Genomic DNA, 13,780 nt, shown 5'->3' on the forward strand with positions numbered 1-13,780 from the left:
TCGATTTTCTTTGTCCAACGAAACGAGGCTGAGTATGAGCAAGATCGACATCGGTATCGATACCAAGGATCGCGAGACCATTGCCGGGGGCTTGAAGCGCCTGCTCGCCGACAGCTACACGCTTTACCTGCAGACACACAACTTCCACTGGAATGTCACCGGCCCGCTGTTTCGTGAATTGCACCTGATGTTCGAGGAACAGTACACCGAGTTGGCCGAAGCGGTGGACGATATCGCCGAGCGCATCCGTACCCTCGGTGTACCGGCGCCGGGAACCTACCAGGCATTTGCACAACTCAGCTCGATTGAGGAAGTGGTGGAAATTCCCGAAGCGAAAAAAATGGTCGAGATTCTTACCCACGGCCACGAGCAGGTGGTAAAAACCTGCCGTCATGTGCTGAAAGAAGCCCAGCAGGGCGACGATGAATCCACCGTCGCGCTGGTATCCGACCGGATGCGCGTGCATGAGAAAACGGCCTGGATGCTGCGGGCCATGTCCCAGTAATGGATTGGGCCAGCCATCGAATGACGTGCGGCGCCGGAGGGCGCCGCACTCGTTTGGCACCTTGTGTTGCGTGGCGGCTCCTTTTATCCTGCCAGACCGATAGGCAGTAACGACACATAATAATAATCCTATGTCCCACCACATCATTATCGGCGGCGGCCACAACGGTCTGGTCTGCGCCTGTTATCTGGCCCGCGCGGGCAAAAAAGTCACGGTTCTGGAACGGCGCTCCATCGTTGGCGGCGCGGCGGTTACCGAGGAGTTTCACCCCGGGTTCCGCAATTCCGTGGCCAGTTATACCGTCAGCCTGCTGAACCCGAAGATCATCGACGACCTGCACCTGCACGAGCACGGCCTGCAGGTGAAACTGCGGCCGCAATCAAATTTCTTCCCGCTCTCGGACAGCGACAGCCTGTCCTTCCAGCGCGATTTTGCCGAGACGCAGAGGGAGGTCGCACGCTTTTCCGCGGCGGATGCCGCCGCCCTGCCGGATTTCTACGCGATGCTGGAAACGGTGGCGGATGTGCTGCGCGAGGAACTGCTGCGCACGCCGCCGAATGTCGGCGGCGGCCTCGCGGATCTGGTGCGCGCCGGCAGTTTCGGTCTGCGGGCGAAAAAACTGAGCATGGCCCAGCGGCGCGACGCGCTGGACCTGTTTACCAAAAGCGCCACCGACGTGCTGGATGCCTGGTTTGAAAATGACCACGTGAAGGCCGCCTTCGCTTTCGACTCCATTGTCGGCAACTATGCCGCGCCGAGCACGCCGGGCTCTGCCTATGTGCTGCTGCACCACGTATTCGGCGAGGTCAACGGCGAGAAGGGCGCCTGGGGCCACGCCATCGGCGGCATGGGTGCCATTACCCAGGCCATGCTGAAAGAGGCCTTGCGCCTGGGTGTGGAGGTGCGCACCGAGGCCGAAGTGGAGGAAGTACTGGTCGAGGGCGGGCGCGCGGTTGGCGTGCGCCTCACCGGCGGCGAGCGCCTTGCCGGCGACCGGGTGATCGCCAACGTGGGGCCCAAGCTGCTGTTTACGCAACTGGTCGGCGACGAGTACCTGAGCGGCGAATTCCGCCGCCGCGTGCGCGGTTACAAGGTGGGATCCGGGACTTTCCGTATGAATGTGGCCCTGTCCGAACTGCCGGATTTCAACTGCCGCCCCGGTACCCGGCTGCAGCCCCACCACCAGTCCGGCATCGTCATCGGGCCGACCATGGACTATCTGGAACAGGCCTACCTGGATGCCAAACAGTTCGGCTGGTCGCGCCAGCCCATCGTCGAGATACTGATTCCGTCGACCGTGGACGACTCCCTGGCACCGCCGGGGCAGCACGTGGCGAGCCTCTTCTGCCAGCAGTTCGCGCCGCAGTTGGCCTCTTCATTGGGTGAGGGCGCCAGCTGGGACGACCAGCGCGAGGCGGCCGCGGACACCATCATCGACACCGTGACCCGCTACGCGCCCAATTTCAGGGATGCGGTCATCGCCCGGCAGATCCACTCACCGCTGGACCTGGAGCGCAAGTTCGGGCTCATGGGCGGCGATATCTTCCACGGTGCCCTGGGCCTGGACCAGCTGTGGTGCAACCGGCCATTGATGGGCCACGCCGACTACCGCACACCCATCAGCGGCCTGTATATCTGCGGTTCCGGCACCCATCCCGGTGGCGGCGTGACCGGCGTGCCGGGACACAATGCGGCGCGGGAGATACTCCGGGACCGCTGAATTCCGTATTGCTATTGCCTGATGCGCTGGCCCGAGTGGGCAGCGCATCAATTCGAGGTCGACGCCGAAGAGGGCGAACCATAACGGTTCGCCCTTTTTATTTGGCAACTCGATTCTCCACACCGGCTCAACTCTCCACACCTGAACAGGCTTGCAATTTTTCACTGTGTACCGCACAGTATATGCTGTGCAACACACAGTATAGGAGAACGGGGTGACCCTGGCACCGGATCGGCTGGACAAACTGGTGATGGAAATGCGCCGCGGGATGTTGATCCTGGCGGTGCTGCGGGCGCTGGTCAGGCCACATTACGGCTATTCCCTGCGCAAACAGCTCAGCGCCATCGGACTCGAGATTGACGAGGGCACGCTCTACCCGCTGCTGCGGCGTCTTGAGGGGCAGGGCTTGTTGGTGAGCCGCTGGGAGCAGGAAGACGGCCGCAAGCGGCGCGTCTACTGCATTGGCGCCGACGGGCTCACCGCGCTGCAGCGGATGGGGGATGAATGGCAGAAGCTCAACGGTGTTCTGGAGCAACTGGCGGAAAAATCTTAGGAGAGGGAAGCGAAAATGGATTGGATTCAGCGTTATGTCGACAATGTAAAAACCTATCTGCCCGGCGCGCAGCGCGAGGATATTGGCAGTGAGCTGCAAGCCAACCTGCACGACCAGCGCGATGACCTCGCCGCGAGCCTGGGGCGGGCGCCCACGGAAGCGGAAGTACTGGCGCTGCTGAAAGAGAAGGGCCACCCGATGGCGGTGGCGGCGGCCTACCAACCGCGACGGGTGCTGGTCGGCGAGGCGCTGTTTCCGCTCTACAGCCTGGTACTGAAATGGGTACTGCTGGCGGTGATGATCGCCAACGGTGTTGTCGCGCTGCTCGGCCTGATTGGCCAGAGTGAGCCGGCGTTCAGCCGTGTCGCCCTGCAGTGGCTGGGCGGCACCTACGAGAGCGGCTTGCAGAGTTTTGCCTGGATCACCCTGTTCTTCTATCTGGCCGGGGAGGGCGTCGGCTACCGCGATGTGTTTGGCAAGTGGGATCCGCGCAAGCTGCCGCGCGTCGCCGCCGGTGGCAAGCGTATCAGCCAGTTCGAGAGTGCCGCGCAGCTGGTGGCGATGGTATTGCTGATGGGCTGGCTCAATGACTTCTTCACGCCGGCGGCGCCGGCAATCGGCAGCGCCAGTTTCGTACTCGGCGACGCCCTGCGCGGACTGCTGCCGTGGCTGAACCTGGGGATCGGCGTGAGCATTACCATGGCGCTGGTCAAACTGGTATGGCCCTTCTGGACGCCGCGCAAGCTGCTGCTGGACAGCGCCGTCCACGTTTACTGGCTGATGCTGCTGGTGCCGCTGTTTGCGCTCGACACGGTGTTCAGCGTGCACTGGGACGGCGGTCAGTGGGAGATGCCAGAGGGCACCTGGCAGGCAATTATCGCTGCCGACTTTGCCATCCTCGCCTTTGAACTGGGGCGGAACTGCCTGCGCTTGCGGCGCAGCAGCGCCCGCTAACCCGCGATCAGCGACAAAAATGCCGCCGCCGGCGCCGACAGGGCGCCGCGACTCTTCAGCAATACACCCACTTCCTGCCCGATCACCGGGGCGGAAAGTGGGCGGCAGGCGAGGCCGTAATCGCGCATCTGCACCTCGCACAGGCTGGGTACGACACTGACGCCGAGGCCTACCTTGACCATCTGGCCGATGGTCGACAGCTGATTGGCCTCGGCCAGCAGGCGTGGCGTTTTGCCACAGTGGGCCAGGGCTTCGTCGGTCCAGCGGCGCACCGCCGAACCGCGGTTCATGGCGATAAACGGCGCCGCGGCCAGATCGCTCCAGCGCAGGCTCTTTTTCGCCGCGAGTGCGTGGCCTGCGGGCAATACGGCGATAAAACGGTCGCGCTCGAACGCCACGAACTCCAGTCCGCCCAGATCTTCGGGGCGGAAGGTGATGCCCAGCTCGGCGCGCCCGTCCAGCACGGCCTGGAACACCCGCTCCATGACGATATCTTCCAGCGCGATATTGATCTCCGGATATTGTGTGTGAAATCGCGCCAGCAGCGCCGGCAGCCGGTTCAACGCAAAGGCCGGTATCGCCGCCAGCGCCAGCTGGCCGTGCTGCAGGCGGAAGCGCTGCTGGATCGCATCCAGCGACTGGTCCCAGTTGTGCAACAGCTGCTCGGCGCGGGCCAGGAACTCGCGCCCCTCGGGCGTCAGTGCCAGCTGGCGGCTGTCGCGGCTGAACAGCGGCCCGCCGGCAGTCTGCTCGAGGTTGCGGATCGCCACCGACAGCGCCGGCTGCGAGATATGCAGCTGCGCGCTGGCCTCGGCCAGGCTGCGTGTGCGTGCAACGGTGGCGAAGGCGCGCAGTTGTTTGATGGTGGCGCTCACGGTCTCTCCACTGGCGATTGTTTCGCGGTTCTCGGGCGCGCCATGGACGCGGTTGGTTCTATGGTCACGCGCGCAGCCTGCGGAGGTTTCCACCGGAGCCGGCCGCTTCTCAATTCTTAATTAAAATTTAACAAATATAAGTAAGTTTAAAATAGTTTTAAGTGTCAGACCAAGGCATGATTGTCCTTCTCGCGCCAGCGCGAATAATAGTCAACCATTGTCGACACTGACTCCGAGAACAACAGACAAGGTCCGCCGAGATGAGTAACAACGCCCAGCCCCTGTGGCAGCCGAGCCCCGAAGCCGTCGCCGCCACCCAGATGGATCAGTTCCGCCGCCTGGTCAACGAGCGCTTCGGCCTCGACCTGGAAGACTACGCCGCGCTCTACCAGTGGTCGGTGGAGAGCCGCGAACAGTTCTGGAGCACCCTGTGGGATTTCGGCGAAGTGATCGCCAGCGCGCGTGGCGAGCGGGTACTGGGCAGCGACGTGATGCCCGGCGCCGAGTGGTTCCCGGACGCGAAACTGAATTTCGCCGAGAACCTGCTGCGCTACCGTGACGACAAAGTGGCGCTGGTGCAGCGGTTGGAAAACGGCAGCCGCCGCCAGCTGACCTACGCCGAGCTCTATACCCGGGTCGAGCGCCTCGCGGCGGCGCTGGCGGAGCGCGGTGTAGAGCAGGGCGACCGCGTGGCCGGCTTTATGCCGAATATCATCGACACGGTTGTCGCCATGCTCGCCACCACCAGCCTCGGCGCCATCTGGACCTCCTGTTCGCCGGATTTCGGTATCAACGGCGTTTTCGACCGGTTCGGCCAGGTACAGCCCAAGGTGCTGTTTGCCTGCGAGGGTTACTTTTACAACGGCAAGACTCTCGACTCGCTGCCGCGACTGCAGGAAATTGTCGCCCGTATCGACTCGATCGAACAGCTGGTAGTGGTACCGGTGGCGCGCAGCGCCGAGGATACCGCGGCCGCGATCGGCGGCATCGATCGCGCCATCGCGCTGGACGACTTCGTCGCGGCGGCGCCGCAGCGTGCGCTGACGTTTGCGCAGACCGATTTCAACCACCCGCTGTACATCATGTATTCCTCCGGCACCACCGGCGTGCCCAAGTGCATCGTGCACGGCGCTGGCGGCACCCTGCTGCAGCACCTGAAGGAACACCGGCTGCACACCGACCTGAATCGCGACGACGCGCTGTTCTATTTCACCACCTGTGGCTGGATGATGTGGAACTGGCTGGTGAGTGGCCTCGCCTGCGGCGCCACCCTGGTGCTGTTCGACGGCTCACCTTTCTACCCCTCGGCGGGCAGCCTCTGGGATATGGCCGACGAGGAGGGCATCAGCGTGTTCGGCACCAGCGCCAAGTACATTGCCGCGCTGGAGAAGTCCGGCCGCAAACCGCGCGAGAGTCACAAGCTGGAAAAGCTGCGCGCGGTACTGTCTACCGGCTCGCCGCTGGCGCACGAGGGCTTCCGTTACGTGTACCGGGATATCAAGGCGGATGTGTGCCTGTCGTCCATCTCCGGCGGTACCGACATCATCTCCTGTTTCGCACTCGGCAACCCGGCGCTGCCGGTCTACGCCGGCGAGCTGCAGTGTCGCGGTCTGGGGATGGCGGTGGAAGTATGGGACGACGACGGCAAGGCGATCATCGGGGAAAAGGGCGAACTGGTGTGTGCCAAGTCCTTCCCGTGTATGCCGATCGGCTTCTGGAACGATCCGGACGGCGCCAAATACCGCAGTGCTTATTTTGACAACTGGCCCGGGGTGTGGGCCCACGGCGACTACGCCGAGATCACCGAACACGGTGGCGTCGTCATCTACGGCCGTTCCGATGCGGTGCTGAATCCCGGTGGCGTGCGCATCGGCACCGCGGAGATCTACCGCCAGGTGGAAAAGGTCGAGGAGGTGCTCGACAGCATCTGTATCGGTCAGGAGTGGAAAGACGACGTGCGCGTGGTGCTGTTCGTGGTACTGCGCGAGGGCCTGAATCTCGATGACGATCTGGTGCAGAAAATCCGCACTACCATCCGCGCCAACACCACCCCGCGCCACGTACCGGCGAAGGTGATCCAGGTGGCGGACATTCCGCGTACCATCAGCGGCAAGATCGTGGAACTGGCGGTGCGCAACGTGGTGCACGGTAAGCCGGTGAAAAACCAGGAGGCGCTGGCCAATCCGCAGGCGCTGGAGTTGTATCAGAACCTGCCGGAGCTGGCGGAGTAGTCCGGACAGTGGAGCTGCTGCTCGACCAGCGCTTACGAAGCGCTTACGAAGTGATCAGCTCGAAATCGAAGGTAAAGCGCTGGGTGTACCATTTCGAAACCGTCGGCGACAGGACGTCGCCGCCGGAGCGTACAGGGATGTATTCACAGCATTTTTGAAATGGTACACCCAGTGGTTTGCCGCTACAGAGCCAAAACAGTGTACCGTGGCACCAAGCGCACAAATCCCGAAACAACTAGGGCGAACACAAGGTTCGCCCCTACGGAAATTGCTTCTGCGTTCGTAATCGCTTGCAGTGCCTCGCAGTTCCTGTCGCGAACCCGGTGAGCAGAACCTCTACCGTCGATCGATAGGGGCGGAACAGAGCGGCGATTGGGCAATTTGCCACGTACAACAGAAACGGTGGACCTCACACACGTGACTCCAGCCGGCAAATCCCTTCCCCGGAAAATCACGCGCCATTCAGTTAGCCGCCAAACTGCGCTACCCTTGCCAGATACAAATAATTTTCACGGAAGAGGTTTCATGGTCACTTATCTTTACTGGGCCGCGGTCATCGCTCTGGTGGTACTGGCACTCTACGGTGGCAGTCGTCTCGGCAGCCTTCGGGTCGGCGCCATCGCCGCTGGCATCATTTTCCTGATCGGCTGGTTTGCCTACTACTTTCACTACGAGCAGGTATTCGTCAAACGCTACGGCGGTGTGATGAAGGTTTCGGTGCCGAAGGGCCAGCAACATATTGGCGCCACCTGGAAAGACGACAACCTGTGGATCGAGAATTACGATCCCCAGACGAACCAGTGCATCTTCTCGGAGTACTCCAAGGGCAATCTGCTCGAGGGGCGCGTCGTGATCGGCAACTGCAACCCGCTGGGCCAGGCGCCGACTCCCTGAGCAACTTTTACGCGCCGGTGCAATCAGAGTAACTGTCGGTTGCGGCACCGGGCCTGCGGCGATCTATAGCAGGCTGTAGAAAAAACTCTTTCAACAGCCTGATCAGGCAATAACAGGTAATCACGGAAGAGATCCTTGCGCGTATTCATCGGTATCCTTGTGGCGGGACTGCTGCTGTCGGCCTGGCAGCCGGCGCTCGCCATTCCTTTCTTTGACCACCTGCCGGATTACAAGGTGCGCGTCGCTGGCGACCGGGACCTGCAGCACTGGCTGCGCGACGAGCTGAAAAAACTGCGCAAGAACAATGCCGCGCTGAAGAGCTACGACGACCCGCGCGACGTGGCCCGCTACGAGCGCGGTACCCTGGAAAAGCTGCTGCGCTCGCGCGGCTACTACGACGGCCGCGTGCGCGAATTCGTCAGCGCCGATGGCATTACCTACCGGGTCACCGCCGGTGACCAGTACCATATCAAGGAAATCCGGCTGGATATGCCCGCGCACCTGCGCAGGGGCTTTTCCGGCCTGCCGCTGAAGGTGGGGGATCCACTCGAGGCCAGTAAAGTGCTCGCCGGCGTCAAGGCGATCGAGAAATACCTGGGCGAAAATGCCTGCCTGCTGAAAATCGATGTGAGCTACCGCGCCACGGTCATTCACAGCGAAACTGCCGCGCGCCTCGAATACCGCGTGGCGCCCAGCCCGCAAGTGAGAGTGGGCGAGGTGCGCATGGAGGGCCTGACCTCGGTCGAGCCGGACTTTCTGCAGGGCAAGCTGCATATCGAGCGTGGCGAATGCTTCAATCGCGACAAAATCGACGCCGCGCGTCTGCGCCTGTTGCGCACCAACCTGATCGCCAGCGCCAATAGCCGCATCTCCGAACCCTACAACGGCCTGGTGGATGTCACCTTCGTGCTGCGCGAACGCCGCCATCACACCGTCAAGCTCGGGGTCGGCTATACCTCCAGCGAAGGCGCCGGCGTCTCCGCCGGCTGGGAGCATCGCAACGTCCTGCATCGCGGCGAAAAAATCGAGGTGGAAACCAAGGTCAACCCGGTGCTGCAGAAGCTCAAGGGCGACCTGCTGGTGCCGCGCTTCCTGCAGGACAAGCAGAACTTAACCGCCAGCGCCGAGATTTCCAGCGAGGATCGCGATTCCTATACCGCCGACGCGCTCAAGTTCGGCGCCACGGTCTCGCGCCGCCTGACCAAGCACCGCACCGCCAGCATCGGTACCGAACTCAAATTCAGCCAGGTGGACGAACAGCTGGGGCAGAGCGAGAGTTACCGGCTGCTGTCATTTCCGTTGGGCTTGAAGTGGGATACCACCGACAACCTGCTGGATGCGCGCAGTGGCGCCACCGCGGCGCTGGAAATCCGCCCCTATGTGGACCTGGGTAATTCCGACACCCGCTTCTTCAAGAACACCCTGGTGCTGACCGGCTACAAGACGGCGCCGGACTGGCGCTACAAACCGACGCTGGCGCTGCGGCTCAAGGCCGGGGTGATCACCGGACTCGACAATTACGAAGTGCCTGCCGACGAGCGTTTCTATGCCGGTGGCGGTGGATCGGTGCGCGGGTACGGCTACCAGGCGCTGGGACCGCGACTGCTGCTGCCGCCGAAAGAACCCGGCGGCAAGCCGACGCTGAGTGACCCGGTGGGAGGGCGCGCGCTGAGTGAAATCTCCCTCGAGGGCCGGTTGCGTTTCAGTGATACCTGGGGGGGCGTGCTGTTCCTGGATGGCGGCAACGCCTACGCCGATCCCAACCCGAATTTCTCCGATCTTTACTGGGGCGCCGGTTTCGGCGTGCGCTATTTCACTTCCTTTGCGCCGCTGCGCCTCGATATCGCGTTTCCGCTCGATCGCCGCGAGGGCCTTGATAACAATCTGCAGATCTATGTCAGCCTGGGGCAGGCGTTCTGATGCGCTGGTTGGCGGCCCTGGCAAGCGGTTACCTGCGCGCGCTCAGCGTGTTGCTGCGCAGTCTCGGTCGCGCCCTGGGCGGGCGCCTGTCGCTGCTGTTGAGCCTGTTTTTGGTCCTGCTGCTGGCGCTGTTGTTGTTGCTCGGCACCGAACCGGGCCGCGTGGCGCTAACGCGCACCGGGCTGTTTGCGGCACAGAAGCTGGTGCCGGATCTCGCCATCCGCGCACCGCAGATCGCCAGTGCACACCTGGGCGACTGGCGCTTTCCCTCCCTGCAGGTCGAGTACCGCGGCAAAGCGATGGTCGGTGCCCGCGACCTGGCGCTGGATGTCGATCTCGGCGGCCTGCTGCACCAGCGCATCCGTATCGATACCGTCGCCGCCAGCTTGCTGCGGCTCGACGACGACGTGCTGCGCGAACTGATCGAGGCCCAGTCGCAGGGCGCGGAAGCAACTGCGACAAAAAAAGCCGGGCCGCTGTCGCTGCCGCAAATGCGTCTCGGCGCGCTGCGTGTCGAGCGCCTCGAGGTTGCCGACAGTCGCGTGGCGGATCTGCCGGTCCTCGCTATTGAGGCCAGTGGCGGTTATCACTGGAGCGGCGAGCACAGCCGCGTGCAGCTGAATATCCGCGAACTGGGTGGCGCCGGGCTGAAATTCAAGCTGCGCGGGCGCGAGGTCGAGGAGCAGCGTTTCCTGCTGGAATTCAACAGCAGCGAGGATGCCGGCGGGTTTGTCGGCCGCTACCTGCAGCTTCCCGAGGGCCAGGCGCTGGATGCGCGCGGGCGGCTGCGCCTGTGGCAGCCGCGGGAAAACCAGTTGCTGATCGATGTGGAGGAATTTTCCCTGCCCCTGGTGAACCACCACTTTGCGCTCTCCGGGCGCGCGGCGGTGACCCTGTCGCCGTGGAAAGTAGAGAGCAAGGAACTGCAGCTGGCCGTGGACGATACCCGCCACCGCATTGCCGGATCCGTCAGCGCCGATAAAGTGGATGCGGAGGTGCAGCTGCACAAACTGCCGCTGTCGATCTCACAGCCCTGGCAGGACTACCTCCAGGGCGGCTGGCTGACCGCCGATCTGTCGCTGCGCGGGCCGCTGTCGCTGCCGGCGGTGTCGGGTATCGTCGATTTGAGCAGCCACTACCGCGCGCAGCCGCTGCGGTTGCAGGGGCGGGTACAGACACGCGACCAGGTGATCAACCTGCAGGCGGCCACGCTCGACTACGCCGACGCGCGCCTGGCGGTAGATGGCAGCGTCGATGTGGGGCACAAGTCCCTCGATCTGCGCGGCCGGGTGCGGCAGCTCACCGTGGATCAGCTGCGCCACCTGCTGGCGGTGTTGCCGGGCACTGAACAGGTAGAGATCCCCCCCGATCTCGGCGGTACCCTGAAAGACCTGCAGGTGAGCGCCAAGGGGCCGTGGGACAACCCGGCGCTGCGCGCCACCCTGGCGGCCAGCCCCAGTTACCGGGACCTGCCGGCGACGCTGAACCTGCAGGTGCAGGGCGATCTGCGCGAGCTCGAGCTGCGCAAGCTGCATCTGGTCAGCGAGGGACTCGACCTCAGTGGCGGCGGCGCAGTGGATATCGCCGGTCAGGCGCTGCAGCTCGACTTCGACCTGGCGGCACGCGATTTCCGCCCCGCCCGGCAGCTGGGTATCGCCGCCGCTGAAGGCGTGTCGCTCAATACCGATACGAAGCTCAGCGTGCAGGGGCCGTGGCAAAACCCGCAGCTGCGCGCGCAAATCAATACCGACGGCCAGTACCGCCAACAGCGTTTCACCCTGCGCGGCGGCGCCGCCGGGGATCTGGATAAAATTACCCTGCAACAATTGCGCCTTGAGCTCAGTGGCGGCAATGCGAGCGCGCGCCGCTACGAGCCCAAGGTGCTGCGCGGGCCGCAATCCCTGTTGCCGGCGCGGCCGCGCGGTGATGCCAAAAAACCGGTGCCGCGGCAGAGCCCGCTGCCCGCAGTGCAGGTGGAAGCGCTGGCGCGGGAAGCGCGGGCCCTGGGCGGCAACGCCTGGCTCGAAGTCAGCGGTGTCATCGAGCCGCGCGCCGGGCGCGCCAACGGCACGGTCGCCGGGCGCAATATTCCCCTGTCGCTGGCGGTCCTGGCCGGGGCGGAGCTGCCGCCGTCCCTGGAAGGCCAGGTCAGTATCGACGGGCGCTTCAGCGGGCCATTTACCAGCCCCGAGGCCGGCGTCAACCTGCTGGCGCTGGGGGAGTTCCGCGGCGAGCCGTGGCAGCTGCAGGGCACTCTGGGCTATGGCGGCGGGCGCATCGATCTGTCGGCAGTGGAGCTGCTGTGGGCCAAGCGCAACCAGCTGTCGGTAAACGGCAGCCTCAATGCCAAGCAGCTTGACCTGGAGCTGCGCGGCCGCGCCCATCTCGCCGATCTCGATCTGAATCTGCCCCTGGAGCTGACCCAACGCGGTGACGTGACACTGAGCGCCAGTGCGGCGGGCAGCCCGCAGCAACCCGAGCTGCACGGCGAACTGCGTGTCGAAGGCGGTGGTGACCGCAGCAGCCCGCTGAACCTGGTGCTGGGCTGGCAGACCCGCGGTGAAAACCTGCTGATCGACCTCGACGCCGAGCGCGGTGATCGCCGCGCCGCAACGCTACAGGGCAAGCTGGCGATAGCGCCGATACTGGCGCAGCTGTTTGCCCAGCATCCCGCCGGCAGTGAGCGCCCACCGCTGCCGCTGCGCCTGACCAGCCGTGGCAGCGCCGATCTGTCGGCGCTGGCGGCGTTTATCGATCCGGAAATTCACGCCATGCGCGGTCAGCTGGATTTCAACCTCGATGCAGACGGCACCGTGGCACAGCCCAACTTCGACGGCCGCATCCAGCTCAGCGGCGGCGACTACGAGCACCGGCCGAGCAATACCCGCCTGCGCAATATCGAACTGCTGGCGCGGCTGACGCCGCAGCAGTGGCGCATCGAACGCGCCCACGCCGAGGATGGCGAAAAGGGCAGCGTCGACCTGGCCGGCGCGGTGCGCTTCGGCGCCGGCGCGCCGGCGCTGGATTTCGCCCTGCGCGCGCGAAAGCTGCACCTGCTCAATACACCGGCGGTGCGCGGTGCCGTGTCCGGTGAGCTGAAACTGGCCGGCACCACCGAGAAAGCCCAGCTGGCCGGCGAGCTGAAACTTCGGCCGCTGTCGGTGCAGATCGAGCAGCTGATTGGCAGCAGTGTGCCGGAAATCGATGTGGTGGAAGTGGAGGTGGATGGTCCACAACTGGAGCAGGCTCCGCCACTGCTGGAAAAGATCGCGCTGGCGATCCGCGTGGTGGTGGACCAGCAATCCTATGTGCGTGGCCTGGGGCTGAATTCCGAGCTGCGCGGCCAGGTGGATATCGCCGGCACCGCGGCCGAGCCGCAGGCCTCCGGTGCGCTGAAAATCGTGCGCGGCAACTTCGATCTGCTGGGCAAGCGCTTCGAGCTGCAGGAAGGGCAGGTACAGTTTGAAAACAATGTCGCTGCGATTTATGTCAAGGGGCTGTACGAGTACAGCGAGGGCAGTATTACCGCGGAGATTTCCGGCAGCCTGAGCGGCGCCAAGGACGATCTCGATGTGACATTCAGCTCCGTTCCCGCGGCGGCGCAGGACGAGATCTTTGCCCAGCTCCTGTTTGGCAAATCGCTGTCGGACATCTCGCCGCTACAGGCGGTGCGGCTGGTCAGTGTGGTGCGCACGCTGCAGAGCGGCGGCTCGGCGTTCGACCCGGTGGCCAAAACCCGCGAGCTGCTGGGGGTGGATACGCTCGACCTGCAGCGTGAAAACAGCGAAGACGGCGATCAATACGCCCTCAGCCTGGGCAAATACATCACCAATCGCATTTATATCGAATTGCAGCGCAGTACCGACCCGCTCAATCCGTGGGAAGCCAAGATGCAGATAGAATTGCGCCACAACCTCAACCTGCAGATCAAATCCGCCGACAGCGACGAAAGCGGCGCCGGCAGTGTAGAGCTACAGTGGAAAAACGACTATTAGTTTTCCAGGCTTTAGCGTTCCTGGAGGGGTTGGTAGCGGGCGCATTGTGCGTGGCGCACGGTAAACAGGCCGCCGCGCGTGTATCGATCCCCTTCTTCACTGGGCTGCCCGGCGTTGTCCGGCACGGCTGACC

General features: G+C 63.8%; 9 protein-coding genes. 8 read left to right on the forward strand and 1 reads right to left on the reverse strand.

The features are described from left to right. The first annotated feature begins 34 nt into the window (after positions 1 to 34). The 4 genes from ABDK11_RS06620 (at position 35) to ABDK11_RS06635 (ending at position 3,732) form a co-directional block, all read left to right on the forward strand. Positions 35 to 505, forward strand: coding sequence for a Dps family protein (locus ABDK11_RS06620; protein ID WP_346839508.1), 471 nt, complete (start codon positions 35 to 37; stop codon positions 503 to 505). Positions 506 to 635: 130 nt separating this feature from the next. Continuing rightward, complete coding sequence (locus tag ABDK11_RS06625) at positions 636 to 2,225, forward strand: NAD(P)/FAD-dependent oxidoreductase (RefSeq protein ID WP_346839509.1); 1,590 nt, start codon at positions 636 to 638, stop codon at positions 2,223 to 2,225. A 214-nt stretch (positions 2,226 to 2,439) separates the two neighbouring features. Continuing rightward, a complete protein-coding gene (locus ABDK11_RS06630; RefSeq protein ID WP_346839510.1) occupies positions 2,440 to 2,778 on the forward strand; it encodes a PadR family transcriptional regulator in 339 nt (112 codons plus the stop codon). A 15-nt stretch (positions 2,779 to 2,793) separates the two neighbouring features. Next, a complete protein-coding gene (locus tag ABDK11_RS06635) occupies positions 2,794 to 3,732 on the forward strand; it encodes a hypothetical protein (RefSeq protein WP_346839511.1) in 939 nt (312 codons plus the stop codon). On the opposite strand, the gene ABDK11_RS06640 is transcribed toward ABDK11_RS06635, so the two are convergent. Next, positions 3,729 to 4,607, reverse strand: coding sequence for a LysR substrate-binding domain-containing protein (locus ABDK11_RS06640; protein WP_346839512.1), 879 nt, complete (start codon positions 4,605 to 4,607; stop codon positions 3,729 to 3,731). The two genes, ABDK11_RS06635 and ABDK11_RS06640, sit on opposite strands and share 4 nt — an antisense overlap. 260 nt (positions 4,608 to 4,867) lie before the next feature. Here ABDK11_RS06640 and ABDK11_RS06645 point away from each other — a divergent pair, with 260 nt between their 5' ends. The 4 genes from ABDK11_RS06645 to ABDK11_RS06660 all read left to right on the forward strand — a co-directional run bounded on the left by ABDK11_RS06645 (position 4,868) and on the right by ABDK11_RS06660 (position 13,647). After that, positions 4,868 to 6,838 (forward strand): acetoacetate--CoA ligase, encoded by a 1,971-nt coding sequence (locus ABDK11_RS06645; RefSeq protein ID WP_346839513.1) that lies wholly within the window; start codon positions 4,868 to 4,870, stop codon positions 6,836 to 6,838. A 525-nt stretch (positions 6,839 to 7,363) separates the two neighbouring features. Beyond that, the gene (locus ABDK11_RS06650) at positions 7,364 to 7,732 is read left to right on the forward strand and encodes a hypothetical protein (protein WP_346839514.1); all 369 of its coding nucleotides are present in this window, start codon (positions 7,364 to 7,366) and stop codon (positions 7,730 to 7,732) included. 135 nt (positions 7,733 to 7,867) lie between these two features. After that, positions 7,868 to 9,652: a BamA/TamA family outer membrane protein gene (locus ABDK11_RS06655; RefSeq protein ID WP_346839515.1), complete on the forward strand. Its 1,785-nt coding sequence runs from the start codon at positions 7,868 to 7,870 to the stop codon at positions 9,650 to 9,652. Further along, a complete protein-coding gene (locus tag ABDK11_RS06660) occupies positions 9,652 to 13,647 on the forward strand; it encodes a translocation/assembly module TamB domain-containing protein (protein WP_346839516.1) in 3,996 nt (1,331 codons plus the stop codon). Before ABDK11_RS06655 ends, ABDK11_RS06660 begins: the two co-directional genes overlap by 1 nt. Positions 13,648 to 13,780: the final 133 nt, after the last annotated feature.

The sequence above is a fragment of the Microbulbifer sp. SAOS-129_SWC genome (assembly GCF_039696035.1).
Classification (GTDB): Bacteria; Pseudomonadota; Gammaproteobacteria; order Pseudomonadales; family Cellvibrionaceae; genus Microbulbifer.